The organism is Corticicoccus populi, assembly GCF_042686195.1.
GTDB classification, from domain to species: domain Bacteria; phylum Bacillota; class Bacilli; order Staphylococcales; family Salinicoccaceae; genus Corticicoccus; species Corticicoccus populi.
The window spans coordinates 437961-456783 of record NZ_JBHUOQ010000004.1; the positions used below are offsets into that span (position 1 = coordinate 437961).

23 protein-coding genes are annotated in these 18823 nt (G+C 39.7%); 14 read left to right on the top strand and 9 right to left on the bottom strand.

The annotated features are described in order from the left end of the window. The first annotated feature begins 15 nt into the window (after positions 1 to 15). The 5 genes from ACFSX4_RS11755 to ACFSX4_RS11775 are packed head-to-tail and all read left to right on the top strand — an operon-like array spanning position 16 to position 3606. Positions 16 to 1104: a tyrosine-protein phosphatase gene (locus ACFSX4_RS11755; RefSeq protein WP_377775078.1), complete on the top strand. Its 1089-nt coding sequence runs from the start codon at positions 16 to 18 to the stop codon at positions 1102 to 1104. Next, the gene (locus ACFSX4_RS11760; RefSeq protein WP_377775080.1) at positions 1097 to 1531 is read left to right on the top strand and encodes a PTS sugar transporter subunit IIA; all 435 of its coding nucleotides are present in this window, start codon (positions 1097 to 1099) and stop codon (positions 1529 to 1531) included. The genes ACFSX4_RS11755 and ACFSX4_RS11760 overlap by 8 nt, the downstream gene beginning before the upstream one ends. Next, positions 1512 to 1982, top strand: coding sequence for a PTS system mannose/fructose/N-acetylgalactosamine-transporter subunit IIB (locus tag ACFSX4_RS11765; RefSeq protein ID WP_377775082.1), 471 nt, complete (start codon positions 1512 to 1514; stop codon positions 1980 to 1982). The genes ACFSX4_RS11760 and ACFSX4_RS11765 overlap by 20 nt, the downstream gene beginning before the upstream one ends. A 2-nt stretch (positions 1983 to 1984) precedes the next feature. Further along, on the top strand, positions 1985 to 2779 hold the full coding sequence (locus ACFSX4_RS11770; protein WP_377775084.1) for a PTS mannose/fructose/sorbose/N-acetylgalactosamine transporter subunit IIC: 795 nt from the start codon (positions 1985 to 1987) through the stop codon (positions 2777 to 2779). Then, the gene (locus ACFSX4_RS11775; RefSeq protein WP_377775086.1) at positions 2779 to 3606 is read left to right on the top strand and encodes a PTS system mannose/fructose/sorbose family transporter subunit IID; all 828 of its coding nucleotides are present in this window, start codon (positions 2779 to 2781) and stop codon (positions 3604 to 3606) included. Before ACFSX4_RS11770 ends, ACFSX4_RS11775 begins: the two co-directional genes overlap by 1 nt. A 65-nt stretch (positions 3607 to 3671) precedes the next feature. Here the strand turns inward: ACFSX4_RS11775 and ACFSX4_RS11780 are convergent, their stop codons facing one another. Then, complete coding sequence (locus ACFSX4_RS11780) at positions 3672 to 4526, bottom strand: dimethylarginine dimethylaminohydrolase family protein (RefSeq protein ID WP_377775088.1); 855 nt, start codon at positions 4524 to 4526, stop codon at positions 3672 to 3674. 390 nt (positions 4527 to 4916) lie between these two features. Between ACFSX4_RS11780 and ACFSX4_RS11785 the strand changes: the two genes are divergently transcribed. From ACFSX4_RS11785 to ACFSX4_RS11810, 6 genes are read left to right on the top strand one after another with little or no spacing between them, the layout of a single operon-like run. Then, a complete protein-coding gene (locus tag ACFSX4_RS11785) occupies positions 4917 to 5342 on the top strand; it encodes a PTS sugar transporter subunit IIA (RefSeq protein WP_377775090.1) in 426 nt (141 codons plus the stop codon). Beyond that, entirely contained in the window at positions 5329 to 5796 is a 468-nt protein-coding gene (locus ACFSX4_RS11790) for a PTS system mannose/fructose/N-acetylgalactosamine-transporter subunit IIB (RefSeq protein WP_377775092.1), read from the top strand. Before ACFSX4_RS11785 ends, ACFSX4_RS11790 begins: the two co-directional genes overlap by 14 nt. Beyond that, the gene (locus ACFSX4_RS11795; protein ID WP_377775094.1) at positions 5797 to 6573 is read left to right on the top strand and encodes a PTS mannose/fructose/sorbose/N-acetylgalactosamine transporter subunit IIC; all 777 of its coding nucleotides are present in this window, start codon (positions 5797 to 5799) and stop codon (positions 6571 to 6573) included. Then, positions 6570 to 7418 carry a PTS system mannose/fructose/sorbose family transporter subunit IID gene (locus tag ACFSX4_RS11800; RefSeq protein WP_377775096.1) on the top strand — a complete coding sequence of 283 codons (849 nt, stop codon included), beginning with the start codon at positions 6570 to 6572 and terminating at the stop codon, positions 7416 to 7418. The genes ACFSX4_RS11795 and ACFSX4_RS11800 overlap by 4 nt, the downstream gene beginning before the upstream one ends. Positions 7419 to 7421: 3 nt before the next feature. Next, the gene (locus ACFSX4_RS11805) at positions 7422 to 8453 is read left to right on the top strand and encodes a tyrosine-protein phosphatase (protein WP_377775098.1); all 1032 of its coding nucleotides are present in this window, start codon (positions 7422 to 7424) and stop codon (positions 8451 to 8453) included. A 27-nt stretch (positions 8454 to 8480) separates the two neighbouring features. Further along, positions 8481 to 10424: an HTH domain-containing protein gene (locus ACFSX4_RS11810; protein ID WP_377775100.1), complete on the top strand. Its 1944-nt coding sequence runs from the start codon at positions 8481 to 8483 to the stop codon at positions 10422 to 10424. A 41-nt stretch (positions 10425 to 10465) separates the two neighbouring features. On the opposite strand, the gene ACFSX4_RS11815 is transcribed toward ACFSX4_RS11810, so the two are convergent. Both ACFSX4_RS11815 and ACFSX4_RS11820 read right to left on the bottom strand, forming a co-directional pair. After that, positions 10466 to 12307 carry an ATP-binding cassette domain-containing protein gene (locus ACFSX4_RS11815; protein ID WP_377775102.1) on the bottom strand — a complete coding sequence of 614 codons (1842 nt, stop codon included), beginning with the start codon at positions 12305 to 12307 and terminating at the stop codon, positions 10466 to 10468. Further along, positions 12277 to 12894, bottom strand: coding sequence for an ATP-binding cassette domain-containing protein (locus tag ACFSX4_RS11820; protein WP_377775104.1), 618 nt, complete (start codon positions 12892 to 12894; stop codon positions 12277 to 12279). Before ACFSX4_RS11820 ends, ACFSX4_RS11815 begins: the two co-directional genes overlap by 31 nt. A gap of 135 nt (positions 12895 to 13029) precedes the next feature. On the opposite strand from ACFSX4_RS11820, the gene ACFSX4_RS11825 reads away from it, so the two are divergent. After that, positions 13030 to 13725 carry a MerR family transcriptional regulator gene (locus tag ACFSX4_RS11825; RefSeq protein ID WP_377775106.1) on the top strand — a complete coding sequence of 232 codons (696 nt, stop codon included), beginning with the start codon at positions 13030 to 13032 and terminating at the stop codon, positions 13723 to 13725. A 103-nt stretch (positions 13726 to 13828) separates the two neighbouring features. After that, complete coding sequence (locus ACFSX4_RS11830) at positions 13829 to 14608, top strand: VLRF1 family aeRF1-type release factor (RefSeq protein ID WP_377775108.1); 780 nt, start codon at positions 13829 to 13831, stop codon at positions 14606 to 14608. A 31-nt stretch (positions 14609 to 14639) separates the two neighbouring features. Here the strand turns inward: ACFSX4_RS11830 and ACFSX4_RS11835 are convergent, their stop codons facing one another. Next, positions 14640 to 15101 carry a GNAT family N-acetyltransferase gene (locus ACFSX4_RS11835; RefSeq protein ID WP_377775110.1) on the bottom strand — a complete coding sequence of 154 codons (462 nt, stop codon included), beginning with the start codon at positions 15099 to 15101 and terminating at the stop codon, positions 14640 to 14642. Positions 15102 to 15190: 89 nt separating this feature from the next. Here ACFSX4_RS11835 and ACFSX4_RS11840 point away from each other — a divergent pair, with 89 nt between their 5' ends. Next, positions 15191 to 15727 (top strand): DUF1697 domain-containing protein, encoded by a 537-nt coding sequence (locus ACFSX4_RS11840; protein ID WP_377775112.1) that lies wholly within the window; start codon positions 15191 to 15193, stop codon positions 15725 to 15727. An 8-nt stretch (positions 15728 to 15735) separates the two neighbouring features. On the opposite strand, the gene ACFSX4_RS11845 is transcribed toward ACFSX4_RS11840, so the two are convergent. From ACFSX4_RS11845 to ACFSX4_RS11865, 5 genes are all read right to left on the bottom strand, one after another. Beyond that, positions 15736 to 16659: a prenyltransferase gene (locus tag ACFSX4_RS11845; protein ID WP_377775114.1), complete on the bottom strand. Its 924-nt coding sequence runs from the start codon at positions 16657 to 16659 to the stop codon at positions 15736 to 15738. A 70-nt stretch (positions 16660 to 16729) separates the two neighbouring features. Further along, the gene (locus tag ACFSX4_RS11850; RefSeq protein ID WP_377775116.1) at positions 16730 to 17587 is read right to left on the bottom strand and encodes an SAP domain-containing protein; all 858 of its coding nucleotides are present in this window, start codon (positions 17585 to 17587) and stop codon (positions 16730 to 16732) included. A 131-nt stretch (positions 17588 to 17718) separates the two neighbouring features. Further along, entirely contained in the window at positions 17719 to 18417 is a 699-nt protein-coding gene (locus ACFSX4_RS11855; RefSeq protein WP_377775118.1) for a DUF3169 family protein, read from the bottom strand. Next, entirely contained in the window at positions 18418 to 18621 is a 204-nt protein-coding gene (locus ACFSX4_RS11860; protein WP_377775120.1) for a helix-turn-helix transcriptional regulator, read from the bottom strand. It abuts the gene before it with no gap. After that, positions 18605 to 18781: a hypothetical protein gene (locus ACFSX4_RS11865; RefSeq protein WP_377775122.1), complete on the bottom strand. Its 177-nt coding sequence runs from the start codon at positions 18779 to 18781 to the stop codon at positions 18605 to 18607. Before ACFSX4_RS11865 ends, ACFSX4_RS11860 begins: the two co-directional genes overlap by 17 nt. Positions 18782 to 18823 lie beyond the last annotated feature (42 nt).

The following is an 18823-nucleotide window of genomic DNA, read 5'->3' on the forward strand; positions in this document are numbered from 1 at the left end:
GAAGGGAGCATTAAATTGAGTACATATCATCAGCCATATACGATTTCAGGAGTAGAGGTTAAAAGAAAGAGTAATCAATTATTAATTTTCTTGGAGAATGCTTTAGATACGAATTACGATCTTTATGTAGGTTCAACCCCTGACTTTAAAAATATTAATGAGAAGATTGCTTCTAATAATAATGGGAGTTTTAAAATATCATTACCTGTAGAGCAGGGACCCTATTATTTTGTAATAAAAAATAAAGACTTTCAGACAAATATTTTCTCTGAACGCGTTGTTCAACTTAATAATGCTATAAATGTTCGCGATTTAGGGGGATATCGTACGGAGGACGGCAATGTTACCAAATGGGGAAAGATTTTTCGTGGGGATCAATTATCAAAACTGGATGAAAATGATATAAAAGTTCTTGAAAATCTGAATATAAGATCAATTGTGGATTATCGCTCAGATCATGAAAAAAAGATTAATCCTAACAAAGATTTATCGACAGTAAAGACAATATATCATTGTGATCCACAATCAAGTTTTTCAGAAGCCGCAGCTAATGCAGTAGATTTGAAAAGTGAGAATGCAAAACTTGTAAGCGCTTTAGAGAATGGAGAGGTGAACACGAAATATATTAATGGTAAAGGAGAAAATGTCATAGAGGATTACAGGTCATTAGTGACTTCTGAGGCTGCAAGAGTTTCTTATGGACAATTTCTTCGAATCTGCGCTGATGCAGAAAATATACCCTTGATTCACCATTGCCGCGGTGGTAAAGACAGAACAGGGTTAGGTTCAATGTTTCTGCTATTGCTGTTGAAAGTAAGAGAAGAGGACATTATCAAAGATTATGTGATGACCGGAGTTATCCGTAAAGAGAGAAATGCATTAAAGTATGAACATTATAGGGCTTTGACGTCCAATCAAGATTATCTGTCATATCTCATGGCAATGATTGAAACACGTGAAGAATATATTAAAGCAAGTATTGACAGGATTAAAGAGTTGTACAGTTCAATAGATACTTATATGATAGAGCATTTTGGTTTAACAGAAGAAGAAATTGAAAATATTAGAGGGAATTACCTAGAGGAGGATGTTCAAAGTGAGTAACGTTGCTGTAATTGTTGCAAGTCATGGGGAATTTGCAAAACATGCATTAAGCAGTGCTGAAATGATTGTCGGAACACAGGAGAATTACGGAGTTTTGTCTCTAGGTCTGGATTTTAACTTAAATGATGCAAGAAGGGTTCTGGAAGACGAACTAAAGAAACTGGATAGAAGTTCAGGCACTGTTATTCTGGTAGATATTTTTGGAGGCACACCCTCAAATATAAGCGGAGCCCTAGCTTTTCAGGAAGAAAATATACTTATCGTAAGCGGATTGAACATGCCGTTATTACTGGATTTGTTGAGTAATAGAGAGCGTAGTCTGGAGGATATTGCAGTATCTCTTGAAAATACTTATAAGGAAGGTTTTGTAGACATAACAAAAAAATTAAAAGAGGGAGATGATGAAGATGAGTGTGAAATTTTGTAGAATCGATGATCGTTTAATTCACGGACAGGTCGTCACAACATGGGTTAATGTGCATAGTATAGAACAGGTAATCATTTTAAATGAGGAAGTGGAAAAAGATAAGGTACAGTCAAATGTATTAAAAATGAGTGCACCAAGCACCATCAAACTTCACATATTCTCACCGGAGAAATTTTTAAATGTTATTAAAAAGAATCCTATATCACGCAATACGATGTTATTGTTCTCATCTCCATTTGATGTAGAAAAACTTGTGAATGAAGGTTATGAAATCCCGAGTTTAAACGTGGGAGGAATGAGAGTAAATGAAGAGAGAAAGCAGTATACGAGAGCGGTCTCACTCACACCTGAAGAGAAGGCCTCATTTGAGAGATTACTTGAAAAAGGCATAGACATTACAATTCAAATGGTTCCGAGTGATTCCAAAGTGAAAATAAATGAGGTGATTTAGTCATGATGACTATTATTCTGATTACCCTGGTGGCTTTCATTCTTGGTGTAGATGATGTAAGTACAAAATTTTTCAGAAGACCATTATTAATTGCACCAATTATAGGCTGGATACTTGGAGATCTTCAGGCAGGGCTTATTATTGGAGCTACACTTGAAATTATGTGGATGGGAATAGGCAATGTCGGAGCTTATATGGCACCGGATATTATTACCGGAACAATTATAAGTACTGCTCTAGCTATTATGAGTACAAGCAGTGTGGATACGGCAGTCGCAACTGCAATTACATTGGCAATACCGACGTCGTTACTTGCGCAACAACTGTTGGTAATGATACAGACAGTGAACGTATCTTTAAACGGATGGGCAAAACGTCTGGCTGAAAATGCAGATGTGAAAGGTACAGTCTGGCTAATATATCCCCCTGCTATTCTTACAGGAGCTGCCCGCGCGGTGCCGACTTTTGTTGCCCTATACTTTGGTGCAGGTGCTATTCAGACAGCTGTGGATGCCCTGCCGGAATTTGTTGTCGGTGGATTGGAAACAGCAGGTGCCATTATTCCTGCTGTAGGTATTGCTTTGTTGATGACGGCAATGATAAAGAAATTTGAGCTCTGGATGTTTTTGATACTTGGATTTGTATTCTCTGCTTATTTAGGACTTGAGATTTTACCTATGACACTTATTGCAATTGTATTTGGATTCTTTTATGAAATGATTAAGCGTAATTCTGAGAACGCAGCTAAAGATAGAAATACGCCGGCAAATACAGGTGAAGAGGAGTATGATTTATAATGGAACAAAACCTTACTAAGAAAGATCTTTGGAAATTGTTTATGCGTCTTAATACGATGCGTATTACATTAAATTATGAAACTCTTCAGGGTGTCGGTTTTATGCGTGCGATTGCCCCGGTACTTGAAAAAACATATACAGATAAAGAAGAGTTGTCTAAAGCAATGAAAAGACACGCGGCCTTTTATAATTCACATGTTAACGGGGATGCAGCAATTCTGGCGATTACAGCAGCTATGGAAGAATCCACCGGTCCGGACGAGAAAGAAGGGATCAGTGCTTTAAAAACGGGATTGATGGGTCCGCTTGCTGGACTTGGAGACAGTTTGATTAAATTCACATGGGTTCCAATTGTCGGAAGTATCGGTGCATCACTGGCATTTACCGGGAGTATTATTGGTCCAATATTAATGTTTATACTGTATAATATTGTGAATATGGGCTTAAGATATTTTGCGATTGTATACGGTTATAAAAAAGGTGTCAGCTTTCTGAATGATAATCAGGAAAATAATATTATACAGCGTATTTCGACAATGGCCAATGTGGTTGGTTTAATGGTTGTCGGAGCGATAATAGCCACGATAATCGATGTACAGACACCTCTTGAGATATCTGCAGGTTCAGATGAGGCTGCGGGTGAGGTAGGAGAGAATGTTATTTCTGTTCAAGAGATGCTGGATCAAATTATGCCTTCTGTTCTGAGTTTGGCTGTTACTGTGGCAGTATACTTAATTCTTAAGAAAACTAATGGAAGGCATGCAGCACTTATTATCATCATCATGATGGTATTAACTGTAGCGTTAACTTATTTTGGAATACTATAATATATAAAATTCAAACTCCGAACAGCAGAAATTACTGCTGTCCGGAGTCTTTTTCGGGATATTATCTATCCCCTGTTCACGGGAAGTGAGCAGCAGCGGAATGAACCGCCGGATTTAATAATCTCTGAAAAAGAAATTTCAATGACCTCATATCCGAGTGTACGCAGTTTTTCGTTAATTCGTCTGCTTTCAGGCATGCTGATGACTTTTTTGTCTCCGATGGATAATACATTCGGCCCCATCTGAAACTGTTCTTCTTCTGTAATTTCAATCAAATTATAGTGCCTTCTAAGTATGTCGAAAGATGTCTGGTCCATGCCGTCGGGATAAATCAGGGCATTGCGGTCTTCTAATATATTAAATACACAGTCCAGGTGCAGGATGACTAGAGAGAGATGGATGGGTGTCACTTCATGGTGGGGTAAGTGTGATTTTAATAATTCGAGAGAGCTTTCTTCGGTGCGTTCACTGATGCCGACCCAGACAAAATCGTTGTCGACGATGACGTCGCCGCCTTCAATATTTGAGTCTTCAAATGGAATGAAAGCGAGTCTGTTTTCATTCAGGCAGTCATTTAACAGTTCAGTTTCTCTTTTACGGATGGGATGATTCATGTTTGACAGGAAGAATTTGTCCTGAATGGCAAAACCGATGTCACGGGTAAAGACCTGTTCGTTTAAATCAGGGCTTGTGTTCAGATAGGTGACTTCAGCACCGTTATTTTTTAGGACATTAATAAAGTTCTTGTGTTCACGTATGGCAGTTTCTATATCAATATTAGTTTTAGCATAGTGGGACTGGGTTTCATTAATGATAGATGTAATTTTCATATAATCTGGCGGAGCTGCAATCACGTGGTTTAACGAATCGTATTCATTATTGCAGTGGACGGTGTGAATGTTTACATTATTGACTGTCATAGATTTTACCCCCATGTGTCCGGCATCAGCCGTGCACGAATATATTACGTATTATACGCACTATTCAGAAAAAATCTATTAATCAGAGCATTCTGAATAAATGTAAACGTAATCATATTATGAAAGGGTAGATTGAGGGCTGTTATTTACTGACTGAAGCAGCAGCTTGAAAATTAATTACATAAATGTACGGAAAAATGAGAAAATAAGTAAGTCTTCTACATTAATGATTGAAGGCTTATTTTTATTTGTTATTTCATAATCATGATATCTATATCGAATTTTCACCATACATAGTGAAAATCACATTATTGAAAACGCTTTATTTCAATATAGAATGAAGATATAGAGAGAAGGCACAAAATTCAAAAAAAGAAAGGGGATACTAAAGTGAAGGACGTTGCAATTTTAGTAATGACACACGGAGACTTTGGCAAGGCTGCAATTGAGAGTGCACAGCTGATTGTCGGCAAGCATGAAAATTACGAAACGATGTCGGTATTCGTAGTGGATCAGCTGGATGATTTGAAACAGGAGATGGAAGACAAGGCGGACAGCCTGGATACATCGAACGGTTTAATTGTTTTAACAGATATTGTCGGCGGGACACCGACGAACCTCGCAAGCCAGCTTCTGGTCAGAGAAAATGTGGTGATTGCTGCCGGAGTGAATCTGCCGGTTTTAATCGAAGTACTGGTCAACCGTCATCAATCGGTTGATGCACTTAAAGATTTAATAGAAACAGTATATGGACAGGGACTTTCAATCAGAACAATTAAAGATTTAGAGGGGGACGACGAAGATGATTTGCTTTAGCCGTATTGACGACCGTTTAATCCACGGTCAAGTCGTAACAACATGGGTTAATATGCACAGAATTGAACAGATTATTGTATTGAATGACAAAATTGCGAATGATGATACGCAGAAAAATATTTTGAAGATGGCAGCACCTTCCGGGATCAATGTCAGAGCTTTTCCGATTAAGAAATTCGGAGAAATTATTAAAAAGAATAAAATTACGCGCCGGACGATGCTTTTATTTACAACCAGTGAAGATGTGCTTGAAGCTGTTGAATGCGGAGTGCCCGTTGGTGATTTAAATGTAGGCGGCATGAGATACCGTGAAGGCAGAGAGAAACTTTCAAGAGCATTATCTGTGACTCCTGATGAGAGAGAAGCATTTAAGAAAATTCTTGATCATGGTATAAACGTAACGGTTCAAATGGTACCAAATGATGAAAAAGTGGATTTGAAGGGGATGATCTAAATGTTCACTGCATTATCAGTTGCGCTTTGGGCAGGGATTTGTGCGATTGACGATTTAGGACCTCAAATGATACGGAGACCGCTCCTGATTTCTACAGTTGTCGGATTAATTATGGGTGATTTACAGACCGGATTAATCATCGGTGCAACGCTTGAAGTTATGTGGATGGGTGTCGGGAATGTCGGGGCTTATTCAGCACCGGACATCATTTCGGGTTCGGCAATTGGAACAGCGCTTGGTATTTTATCGGGTGGAACGGCAACAGCAGTAGCACTTGCCGTACCGACATCTTTACTGGCGCAGCAGCTATTGATTTTATACCGTTCAGGTATTGTTTATCTGAATCCAATTGCTTTTAAAATCGCCGAAACAGGAGATTTCAAAAAAGTATTCAGGATTCAGTACATTCCAATGTTTCTCGCATTTCTTGTACGTGCCGTACCGACATTTTTAGCAATTTATTTTGGTGCAGGTGCGATTGACAGAGCAGTTGCGGCACTTCCTGACTCAGTAATGGACGGGCTGACAAATGCAGGGGCAATCATTCCGGCAGTCGGTATTGGTTTATTGATGATTATGATGATTAAAAAAGGTGAACTGTGGGTATTCCTGATCGCAGGTTTTGCGCTTGCTGTGTACCTCGATCTGGCAATTCTTCCGATTACACTGATCGCACTGCCGCTCGCCTTCCTTTATGATTTGAGTACGAAAGGGAACGTAATGAAAGAAGAACCTAAAGAATCTAAACCTGCAGAAGAGGAGGACTATGACCTATGACTGAATATAACGATGTACAGGACAGCGGCTCAGTAGATGTTAAAAAGGTTAGAAAAAGTGATTTAAACAAAGTGTTCTGGCGAATGCAGTTCATGAATATTACGAATAACTATCAGTCTATGCAGGCAATTGGATTTATGTCGAGTTTCGTTCCGGTTTTAAGCCGCTTATATGAGAATGAAACACATGAGCAGAGAGTGGAAGCCATGAAGCGCCACCTCGAGTTCTTTAACAGTCACGTGAATGCAGATGCTTTGATTCTCGGTGTTTCAGCAGCAGTTGAGGAAACAACTGATGAGGAAGAGAAAGAAACAGTGACTGCGATTAAAACAGGATTGATGGGTCCTCTTGCAGGTGTCGGTGACAGTCTGCTCAAGTTTACATGGCTGCCTATCTGCGGAAGTATCGGTGCATCACTCGCATTAAACGGCAGTGTGCTCGGACCGATTCTGATGTTTGTATTGTACAACACTGTAAACGTCGCAACAAAATACTACGGTATTCATATCGGGTATTCACAAGGTGTCGAAATGATTAAAGGTGCCGGCGGAAATATTCTTCAAAGAATAGCGAACATGGCGAATGTTGTCGGTTTAATGGTTATCGGGGCGCTGATTGCCACCATCGTAAATGTGAACATCGATGCCCAGATATCAGCAGGTGATAACGTAATTGAAATCCAGGAGATGCTTGATCAGGTTATGCCTGGTTTACTCAGTCTGTTGATTACATTCTTTGTCTACAAAATATTTAAGCGTACGAACGGCAAGCATGCACCACTGTTGATACTGGGTGTAATGGTAATTGTAATCTTATTAACCATGCTTGGTGTGTTAGGAGCGTAAACAATGAAAAACAGATATGAAGTAAGTCAGACGGAACCCGGTGTATTTTTATTGACAAGAAGCGGCACGGACGAAGTACAGATATATCTTAAAAAAGACAATGGTGACCATACACATTTACTCACTACAGATGAAAAAGAAGTATCTTTAAAGCTTGAAACTGACGGAAAGCGTCCGTACTTCCTCATCAAATCCGAGGACGGTGAATATACGACTGCGGAAAGAACCCTGCCGGTGGAAGGGATGAATAATTTCCGGGATATGGGCGGATATTTAACGGACGACGGAAAAAGAGTGAAGTGGGGGATGCTTTACCGGTCGGATCATATATACAATGCAACCGAGAAGGGCCTTGAGTATGTGAACGGGCTCGGACTCCACACCATCATTGATTACAGAAGTGACAATGAAATTGCGAAGTATCCAAATCCCGAAGTATCCGGTGATGCAAAGACATATCAATTGGATCCTTCGGCACATACTGCGGAGCTGTCGGCACAATTTTCATCATCTAAAAAGGATGAAGATTTAAATCTGGTTAATAAAGTGATTGAGCAGAAAGAGAATAATGCCCTGACCGATCATGCGGCAGTCATTATTGAACAGTACCGTACTTTCGCCAATAAAGAGCCTTCAAAGGAAGCATTTTCTAAAATGCTGAAGCTTGCCGCCGACCCTTCGGCACCTGCATTTCTGCAGCACTGCAGAGGCGGGAAAGACCGCACCGGTTTCGGTGCGATGCTCCTGCTCGGAATTTTAGGTGTGTCGAAAGAAGACCTGGTTGAGGATTATATGCTGACGGAAGAAAACAGACTGGAACGTAATGAATATAAAATGGCGCAGTACAGAAAACTGACCTCCGATCAGGTTGTGCTGGATCAGTTGTTTTCATTCATAGATACGCGTTCTGAGTTTTTAGAGGCCTCAATTGATACGATTGTTGAAGCATATGGTTCGATTGAAGACTATGTTGTCAGAGAACTTAATGTGACTGAAGAAGAAATCAGTTCCATGAAAAAGATGTATTTAGTATAATTGAATAAAATAAGGAGGATGGTGACGATGAATTTGGACCTGTCGAAACGTTTAAAGTTTCTAGATGACAAACCCAGACAAAAGGCACTGTTCCTCCTTCTTTTGCGTTCAGAACAGTATATTACAAGCCGGGATCTGGCGGCGGAGCTGAAAGTCACATCGAGAACGATTAAGAATGATATTCAAAATCTGAAAAATGAACTGTCGCAGATAGAGATATCAGTGACTTCAAAACCGGCTCTCGGGTATAAACTTGAAGTATCGTCTACAGATCTTGAAAATCATATCAAAGAATATTTTCAAATCTACCAGCCGACAACGATTGATAACGAATTTGATAACCGCGTACATTACATATTAAGAAGAATGCTGTCGTCGGATGTATCTGTGAAAATTGAATTTCTCCAGAATGAGCTGAATGTGGGCTATGCTTTAAATAAAGAGATGCAGAGAGTGAAAGAGCTGCTCGGGGACTATGATCTTTATCTTGTATCAAAACCGTACCACGGTATGGAGATTAAGGGCAGCAGATTTAAGAAAATCATGCTGACCATCAGGGTGTACAGGCATTTCGACAAGCATACCCGGAATGATTTTATGATTAAAAGGTATAATTCGCTGTTTTTATGTGATACTGATGAGCGGACCGGCATCAGGCAGACATTTTATAAAGAAGTGATGCAGTCGAGAATTGTGTTTTCGGATATTAATGCGGAACGCTTCATCATTTACTTAATCTATTTCAGAAACCAGGTATTAAACGGCAGCGGAAAGAATATCGATTTCGAACTGCCGGTGCTGGATTTTGATGAAAAGATGACTGATGAGTATGAATTGGTTTATAAAATTGTGCATCAGCTGAATGAGAATTTTAAGGGTTTTAACTTTGACAGAGAAATCATCCGTTTTCTGACACTGATTGCTGTCATCAGTACAGATTTATACCGTTATAAAGATTGTGTGGAAGAAAATTATGATACATTGGTTCCGCTGTCGTCGGAAATCCGCGGGTTTATACTGGCAGAACTCTCATCGTATCTTCAAATTGACGCGTTCCACAGTGCTGTATGCCATAAAGATCTTTTAAAAATCATTATTCCCATCAGTATGAAAGTGAAACTCGGGGTGTCGGACTGTGTGGATCTGGGCTATGAAAATGTCACGAATAAAGAATACCCGTTACTGCGTCATTTCATGGAAAAAATATATTATAAAGTCTACAGACAGTACGGATATAAATTCTCAAAAAGAGAGGCACATATTATATTCGGGACAGTACTGTGGATGTTGAACAGAATTGAGCTTGATCACAGGAAGCTGAGACTTGCAATCATTGCGGTAGACGGCCGACTAAGCACGCAGCAGCTGAAGTTTAATTTGAACCATCATTTTTCGGATTATATTGAACGCATTGAGACCAAGGTGCTGTATGAACTGGACTCGGAGGACTCTGTAAAATATGATTACTACTTATGTTCAAATTACGGTAAAAATATGAACATTCAGCACAAGCCGATTTATTTTGCGAAAGAAGGCATGACGGAACTGGAATATGTAGATTCTCTGAGCCATATTTTTACGGACAGTTTTGACTACGATAAAAAACTGCCGGAGATTCATTATGAAGAAATTGATTCCAAATACCGCTTCTCAGAATTTCCGGCGGAAAAGATACTTCTGCGGGGAATTGATTATGAGTATATTCATGTCCCGGGGGATATGAATATTCATTTTTATATTAATTTCAGAAGTGACACAGAGCAGTTTAAAATTTATTCCTACCCTGCGAACAGTGCATTAAATATGAATATCCGCGAGTGTTACATCGTCATTAATCTGAATATTGAAGGTGACAGACAGAAGCTCAGAATGTTTCTGAATGTCATAGACCACCTGTTATCAAATAAAGAGATTATAAATGATTTGTGTACATCTGAACAGAACAGTTACAGCATGCTGCTCTCAAAATAATCCGGGAGCACATCAATATTCCTCAGCTCCCGGAAATTTATTTACAGATATTCTGATGTTTTTGTAGCTGAGTCTTTAAAATTTGAAATGTTCCCTGCATACACAATGGAACCGCCATTGTCCCCGCCTCCCGGGCCGAGTTCAACAATATAATCCGCCTGTCTGATTACATCAGTGTTATGCTCGATGAAGAAAAAAGTGTTTCCTGCATCAATCAACTGATGAATTAATTCCATAAAATGAAATACATCAATTTTATGCATACCTACTGTAGGTTCATCTAATATAAACAGAACATTTCGGCCGCTCTCTTTTGAAATCACACGTGTGAGACGCAGTCTCTGCATCTCCCCGCCGGATAATGTATCTGTCGTCTGGCCGAGAGTGATATAGCCGAGATTGGTTTTTGATAGAAGCTGAAGCGGTTCTGCATTCAGCTGATGTTTATGAAAGAATTTTAATGCTTCTTCAATGGAAAAGTTTAAAACATCTGATATTGAATTTCCATCAACTTTTACATCCAGGATTTGGCTTTTATATCTGCTGCCGAAGCAGGAGCTGCACTGCAGCTGTATATTTTCAAAAAACAGCTGATTGTTTTCAATTTCTCCAAGCCCCTGACATTCCGGACATCTCCCGCTGCCTGAATTGAATGAGAAGTCTGAAGCAGTAAATGGCGCGTTTAATTGACGGGCTTTTTTGGCAAAAAGTTTTCTAATATCATCAAAGACGTCGAGATAGGTCGCAACAATTGATCGTTTATTTCTGACCGGCCTCGTCTGGGTGATTAACGCAAGGTCTTTAAAGGGTGTCTTCCATTCTATGAAGCGGTTATCTTTTAATTGACTCTCTGCAATTTCCTTAAATAAAAGACTGGATTTTCCAGATCCGGATACGCCGGTGATGACAGAGAGACAATGGGCAGGCAGAGACAGTGATATTTCTTTTAAATTATGTTTTTCAGCCCCGTGCACCTGTACTGCTTCAATATCAGTAGGTCTGTTACAGGATGTCCGGTGATATGAAGGAAGAAGAGAGCGGGTGAACAGTGATTCGGGATTTCCTGAAATCTCTTCGTATGTGCCTGATGATAAAATTTCTCCACCGTACATACCGGATTTCGGACCGATTTCAACGATAAAATCTGCCGACCGAATGAAGGTGTCATCGTGTTCAATGACAATCACTGTATTTTTCCTGTTTTTAATTTCTTCAATCATCGACATTAACCCCTCAGTGTCCGAGGGGTGGAGCCCTGCAGTAGGTTCATCAAGAATAATGATTAACTCAGTCATTTTTGAATCGAGTACTGCTGCGAGTTTAATCCGTTGTGCCTCTCCACCTGACAGTGTTGAGTACTGGCGGTCTAAAGATAAGTAATCGAGGCCGAGTTTTGATATCCGTTTTGTTTTAGTCTCTATATCCAAAAGGTAATCTTTAACTAATTCTCCGGGAGTTCCGCCGGATAATTTAATCTGTTCAGCCCATTCGTAAACATACTTCAGGCTTTTTTCAGAAATATATGGAAGTGTGTATCCATGTACAGTTGCTGCACGGCTGACAGGATTTAATTTTTCTCCTGAGCAGTCCGGACATGTATCTTCTTTGACGTAGTCGGAGAGGTTGTCTGGAATACTTTTTGCTTCAGCAATTTTTATCCATATTTTTGGTTCGACACCATCATATTTTCCATCTGCCACTTTCGAAGGCAGTTTTGTTCTTTCTTCCTCAGTAATGTAGGAGGAGTGAATACCATGCCGAAACACATCAAACTGGTTATCATTGAAGTTTTCTAAAGTCATATTTTCAGGCACAGGGATGTTGAGGTGTTTCAGAAGAGCATGGAATGATTTCATTTGATAGTCTGCATAGTTTTTTGCCATATACGGACACCGCCTTCAGTAATCTGACGGTCTTTTCTGTACAGAGAGTCAGTAATTGTAAGCGACTTTCCCATTCCTTTACAGGTCGGGCACGCCCCTGCTTCAGAATTAAAAGAGAAGTGTGAGCGTGTTAGTTTTTTCATCCTGAAATCACAATCCGGACAGTACATATAGACTTTAAATTCTCCATTGATTTTTTCTGTTTCTTCTCTGCTTTCATGTGCTGAAATCAGGGAACTGCAATTCGGGCAGCGGCGCTGATGGAGTTTTTCGAATATCATTCTTAAATCTGTGTAAATATCTGTTTTTGTGCCGAGTGTGGATCTCGGATTATGATTTCTGTCTTCCTGGTCAATCAAAATGGATGGGGAAAGATTTTTGACTTCATCTACTTTAGGTTTTGGAATTCCCTGATAGTTCATTGTTTCAAGATACTGTCTTTGTGATTCAATATAAATGACATCTTTCAGGAGTGTCGTTTTTCCTGACCCTGACAAGCCTGTAATTACTGTGAGTTTATTTCGGGGTATACTCACATTGATATTTTTCAAGTTTTTTTCATAAGCATTGTTAATTTCGATATTCATCTAATCACCTCAATCCAATAGTAACAGATTGAAGCAATATTCTATTTTGAACGGTAAAAGTGTTGATATTCAGGGATTTGGGTTAGAATAAAGTGAACTAAGGACTTTAATGTTTAATATAAAGGTTGAGATCACTTGGAATATACAATGAATGAAATGGTTAAATATATTGGTGTGAGTAATACCACTTTAAAAAGGTATGAGAAAAACGGTCTGATTCCCCCTGTATCTTATACACAGGGCAAGCACAGAAGATATGATGATATACATTTAAGTGCATTCAAGACGGTTAGAAAGCTGATGCAGGGGTTCGATGTTTCTGCTGTATATCAATTGATGTTTTATGCCGGAAAGAAAGAGTTTACAGAAGCGCACTGGATTATTGCATCTGCAGCTGAGGAACTCGTACAAAAGAAGAAGACGCTTGAAGTCCATAAGGATTTCATTTTAAATTTTCCGGAAAAAACAATCAGGCAGAAAAATATGCGTATTGGAGAACTGGCGGCATATGCGGGTATTGAATCCTCGACGATAAGGTACTGGGAAGAAAGAGGATTAATAAGAAGTGAACGGGAAGCTGGCAGCGGATATCGTCTCTTTGACAAAGATGAAGTCAGGAAGACGATTATAGTATCGTTACTGAGAAAAAGTGTGTACAAAATTGAAGAGATTAAAAAGATTATGAGCACATTAGACAGTGAGAATCTCACCAGTATTAAAAATCATTATACAGCCGTCAACAGAGAACTGGATATTCATCTTAAAAGACAGCTTGAGGGTGTTTCTCTGTACATGAAATACTGTGCTGACATCAGCAGCGGCAAATTTTAATCGTTCTTTGGTTTAGGCAGATTCATACAGGGGAAAAGTAACCAAAAGCACTTTATTTTAGAGAATACGGCGCTTTTAAATATGATTTGGAGGTATCATTCAGATGAGTATTGAAAAAGATATAAAGAGAATGCAGTCCAAATATGATGAAACGGGTATATTAACGGTTTATCTGAACACAGATGTCAGTGACGGAGAAGGTTCGAAGTGGAAACTTCATTTGAAGAACGGCTTGAAGGATTTAAAGGCGTATACTAAAGTTTCTGATGATGAAGAATCACGGATATTAAAAAAGCTGCTCGATAAAGCAGAAGGCATGATTAATGATTCACAGCGGGAGATGAAAAAAGGTCTGATGCTGGTGGAATCGGCTGACGAGGAAATTTCTGAGATGCGGTTTCTTCAGGTCCCTGTCGGAAATGAATTTCACTGGGAAAAGCAGGTTTCGACGAGTCAGCTCGAACAGCTGCGCTTAAGATATCCTTCAGCGGGGATTGTAGTTGCCCAGCAGACAGAAATTCTGTTTATCGAATCGGCTCTTGGTGAAGTGAAGGATGAAATCCGCTACATTTGGGATTCTGAAAATGAAGACTGGGTGAACTACCAGAAAGATGCCCCTTCATTCGCAGCAGATACGAGTGAGGATAAATTTGAGAGACGGTTTGATGAGAACAGATACCGCTGGTACAAGCGTCTTGTCCCTGTTATTACCCGGGAAATAAAGAACCGTTCGCTAGACGGTATATATATTGTCGGCAGTAAAGAAGTTGCGGGTGACTTGGAGGATAACTTTGACTCCGGTCATGTGAAAGGAACCATCACAAAGAATTTAGGCAACCTGCCGAGTCATCAAATACTCAGTGAAGTATATGATGCACTGTAACAATAAGTAAAAGCGCCTTTTTCAGGCGCTTTTATATTTTCATTCTTAAAATTTTCTGAGTGCCTTTTGCACCATCAAATGTGCGCCTGGTATCATGAAAACCGCAGTCCTGATAAAGATTCACAGCAGGCGTGTTTTTCAAGTTCACACCGAGAATGACTTCATGAATACCGGAATAGTTTTCCTGTACAAATGCTTTTAGAAGTTCGAGACTTTTTCTCGCATAACCTTTCCTCAGATGACGTGAATCTGTTGAAAAGCTTCTCAGGAGCAGGCTGTCTTTTTGGTCTGTGTATGTGTATTTATCATCACCGCCGTCGAGGACAAAGAATGTAACGAGGACATCAGATTCGATACACAGCACGGGATTGTATTTATCCTGTAGAGTGGCAATTTTCACCGCTTCTTCAGGCAGCCCTGTATATGTATCATCTTCTACATAGTAATTTTCAATCATCGATTCATGTGATGAATTATATTCAACGAGCTTCATTTGGAATCTCCTTATACTGTATTACTGCCGTATCTTACAGGCAGATGATTAATTGTATTATAATAGAAAATAAAAAGCAGGTGAAGAATGTGAAATATATTGTGTTTTTACGTGGTGTCATGCCTACAGGAAAAAATAAACTTAAAATGGCGGATTTAAGGGACCTTTTGAACCGTGAAGGGTACCATAATGTTGAAACTTATATACAGAGCGGTAACGTAATCCTCGATTCAGATAAAGATTATGATGCAGTCGGCAGACATATTCATCAGGCAGTGAAAGAACAGCTGGGGCCTGAACTGCCGGTTGTTGTAAAGACAGTCGAAGAGGTACAGGCAATCGTTGATGAAAATCCATACAAGGATGAAAAGTACAACAACAGTGTGTCATTTTGTACAATGTATCAGGAATCGTTCGATGAAGACCTGAAACAGGCAGTGGAAGATCTCGATTATAAAGATGAATATATTGAGTTCGGCCGGCATGCATTGTTTTATTATCTGCCGAACGGTGCCCACCGTTCTAAAATCACAAATAATCTTCTCGAAAGAAAACTTAAGACGGCACTAACGAGCCGTAATCAGAATACGATGGAGAAGGTACTGAAAAAAGCACTGGGTCAATAATGGTTATTTTAAGCGAATATCCCAAGCCATAAGGCAGTAATCATGGCAGAGAGGAGCAGTTTTTTCTCAACCGCAGTCACTTCAGTGACGTCCTCAACATCCACTCTCAGAATGAGATAAATGCTGTAAATAATAATACCCATTGTGACGACACCGGCAGCTGGACGGGTAAATAAAATCCACAATACCACAGCAGCGGCAGTGACGAGATACAAAACTGCCGGTATTCGTGTGGCACTGATGCCGAACTTTGAAGCAAAGAAGACGACACTGGTCCGCTTCTCAGGGAGCGCTTTTTTATCTGCTTCGATATCAGGGATATGGTGGACCATAACCCATGCCATGCACCACAAAGCATTGACTAAGGCATTCTGAAAGCCCCATAAAGGAATGGAGTCGAGCATTATCCACGGTGCTGCAAGACCGAGTATGAAGAGGGATGGAAATAAGCTCAGCCACTCTCCCGCAAAAGGCTTATATGAGAGCATGAACGGCTTGCCGGAGTAGGAAAATGCCCCCCAGATACCAACTAAAATTAAGACTGTTAATTCATACCTGCCGAGGACTGCAAGCACTGAACCTGCAGCAAGCAGGATGGCAGTGAGTATCCAGCCGGTCCGTTTTAAAGTGCCGGCGGACAGTGTGCCTGTCTGTATTACCCGGCTGCCTCCGGATAATAGTGCAGGACTGTGTGCATCTGTCCCGGATTCGAAATCGGTAATGTCATTAAAAATATGGGTCAGCAGTCCGTGAATCAAAAATGCCCCTGTAGTCAGCAGTATTAGAAGCAGAATCAGGCTGATTAAAGAAAATGAATAACCGAATACAAGCGGCAGCCATGTTGACAGTATGGCTGCTACACTTGAACTGACAACCGCAACGACTCTCAACAGCATGCCGAAGCCTTTCAGGCTGAGTGTGTCTTCGTTCATATTATTCGCCCCTTAACATTCATATTCCCCTAATTATAAGTGTAATAAGTAATGACTGCAAACAGCCTTTTTAGTATGAAGGTGAGTATAAGGACTCAAACGCTGTTAATTGTCTGATAATTAATGAAGCGGCTTCTTTTATTGATTCGGCCGGATAGGGCAGTGTACGTGTCGTTTCTAATATATTCTGATAGAGCTGTGTTTTATTCCAATGATTTATCTCGAGTACATGTCTGTATTTTTCTATAGTGTAGTGATCCAGAATGTCAGGGTCTCCGGTGTTTGTATGTCCGTTCCGTGTGACGGACTCCAAAATAATCAGTACTGAAAAATGGTTTAAATGAAATACATATTGAGCGTTATCTTTCAGAGTATCTCTATAAAAATTAGATAACAGTAAATGGGATTTTACTGCTTCATATTTGTTGGACTTCTTCATACCGGACCGGATATTTTCATTTAACACAGCTGTAATGACAGCCTCCGGATGGAGTGTCTGGTGATTGACGTAATACTGGTATGCTTCCTGGACGGTGATGTGTCCGTTAAAATGAAAATAATTAATGAATGATGTGTTTTTGAAATGCTGCTCAAAATCTTTTGTAACCAGGTAGACACCTTTTAAGTCAAGGTCATGAAAATCGATAATATCCGAATGTTCAACGATTCTTGAAATCAGTACCTGTTTTCTGCCGGATATTTTGATGCCTGACTTTCGGAGCACATCTTTAAGTTTCACAACTGTCAGTTTCGACAGTGTCACAGCGGGTGTGGTATCTTCATAAATTACATTTTTATTCAGGAGCTGATTAAATAATGTTTTCCCATCTATGCCGTACTGTTTACGCCAAAAATCATATTGATCAACGTCATCGATTGTTCTTCCGTTAATATAGTGCAGGTAAAGGACTTCTACAGCATTCAACATGATTTTCACCTCCGGTAAACATCAATTTAATCGAACGTATGTTTGTGATAATTATACAATATACTGTCATCTGTGTCATCAGATACACTAAAGAGCCGTACGAATGTACGACTCTTTAGTATTTCAGCCTGTTATTTTTCTTTAATTTCAACAAAATATTTGAAATTAGTAATAATCATAATGATTCCCAGTACAAGAATGCTGAAAATCTGTGATTCCCCCGTCAGAACGGAGTAGGCAATCAGTACAAAAACAGCGATAAATAGACTGATTTGTGTGGTTGAAGAAGTCTTATACAGGGCATTCAGCATAATATGACGTTCACCTTCATCGGAAGCGGCGAGTAGTTTATCGGCATAATTTTTACTGTCGGCACTGGGCAGCTGTCGTTCCGGATAAAGTTTTTTCACAAGCCTGGTTGTTTTAACCAGGAAGCTAAGAGAGATAAAATAGACGGCTGCTGAGAAAATAAACAGGAAAATATTAAAGTATGGAATAAGAACTACTGGTATTGCGAGTGAGATGAGTGACAGTACAAAACCGACCATACTGTAGATTTGAATTTCATTATGTTTGTTGTAGCGGTATTTATCATATGAATCTTCATCCATATACATACTGTAGTCTTCAGCGACAGTCATTAATCTGCGGTACTGCGTGATACCGGTGATAATCATTACGGATGCAATGATGCAGGCAGCGATACCGACCCACATATAAAAAGAATCGGTTGAAACATCTCCGCCGATATTTCCCGCGATAATGAATAATAAAAGACCAATGGCAGCACTTATGATGAAATACAAGGTGCCTATTAAACGTTTCTTCATCTATAATTCCTCCTCATCAAATATGAAAATATTTTCAATCGGCTCATTGAAGATACGCGCCATACGTTTTGCGATTAACAGGGACGGGATATATTCTTCCCGTTCAATCAAGCTGATCGTCTGGCGTGATACTTTTGCTCTTTTTGCGAGTTCTGTCTGGTTCAAGCCCTCCCGGGCACGGAGTTCTCTAAGTCTTGTCTTCACGTTGACTGCCCCCTGGTGAATCATTGATTTTCGTGATGCCGAAAATGAGTGGAATTAGTGCGCCGGTCAGAAACATCATGTCTATAGAAAAGCCGATAATGATAAATGTTAAAAACATGGTCAGCATGACAAAATCTATTTTATATCTGCCGAATTTCATTTTAAAAACCTCCTGAATTTAAAGTGGGTGCCGGATACAGAT

Coding starts and splice junctions, on each gene's coding strand:
- ACFSX4_RS11765 (WP_377775082.1), top strand. CDS start 1,512: ATGAGTGTGAAATTTTGTAGAATCGATGATCGTTTAATTCACGGACAG.
- ACFSX4_RS11770 (WP_377775084.1), top strand. CDS start 1,985: ATGATGACTATTATTCTGATTACCCTGGTGGCTTTCATTCTTGGTGTA.
- ACFSX4_RS11775 (WP_377775086.1), top strand. CDS start 2,779: ATGGAACAAAACCTTACTAAGAAAGATCTTTGGAAATTGTTTATGCGT.
- ACFSX4_RS11780 (WP_377775088.1), bottom strand. CDS start 4,526: ATGACAGTCAATAATGTAAACATTCACACCGTCCACTGCAATAATGAA.
- ACFSX4_RS11790 (WP_377775092.1), top strand. CDS start 5,329: ATGATTTGCTTTAGCCGTATTGACGACCGTTTAATCCACGGTCAAGTC.
- ACFSX4_RS11795 (WP_377775094.1), top strand. CDS start 5,797: ATGTTCACTGCATTATCAGTTGCGCTTTGGGCAGGGATTTGTGCGATT.
- ACFSX4_RS11800 (WP_377775096.1), top strand. CDS start 6,570: ATGACTGAATATAACGATGTACAGGACAGCGGCTCAGTAGATGTTAAA.
- ACFSX4_RS11805 (WP_377775098.1), top strand. CDS start 7,422: ATGAAAAACAGATATGAAGTAAGTCAGACGGAACCCGGTGTATTTTTA.
- ACFSX4_RS11810 (WP_377775100.1), top strand. CDS start 8,481: ATGAATTTGGACCTGTCGAAACGTTTAAAGTTTCTAGATGACAAACCC.
- ACFSX4_RS11815 (WP_377775102.1), bottom strand. CDS start 12,307: ATGGCAAAAAACTATGCAGACTATCAAATGAAATCATTCCATGCTCTT.
- ACFSX4_RS11820 (WP_377775104.1), bottom strand. CDS start 12,894: ATGAATATCGAAATTAACAATGCTTATGAAAAAAACTTGAAAAATATC.
- ACFSX4_RS11830 (WP_377775108.1), top strand. CDS start 13,829: ATGAGTATTGAAAAAGATATAAAGAGAATGCAGTCCAAATATGATGAA.
- ACFSX4_RS11835 (WP_377775110.1), bottom strand. CDS start 15,101: ATGAAGCTCGTTGAATATAATTCATCACATGAATCGATGATTGAAAAT.
- ACFSX4_RS11845 (WP_377775114.1), bottom strand. CDS start 16,659: ATGAACGAAGACACACTCAGCCTGAAAGGCTTCGGCATGCTGTTGAGA.
- ACFSX4_RS11850 (WP_377775116.1), bottom strand. CDS start 17,587: ATGTTGAATGCTGTAGAAGTCCTTTACCTGCACTATATTAACGGAAGA.
- ACFSX4_RS11855 (WP_377775118.1), bottom strand. CDS start 18,417: ATGAAGAAACGTTTAATAGGCACCTTGTATTTCATCATAAGTGCTGCC.
- ACFSX4_RS11865 (WP_377775122.1), bottom strand. CDS start 18,781: ATGAAATTCGGCAGATATAAAATAGATTTTGTCATGCTGACCATGTTT.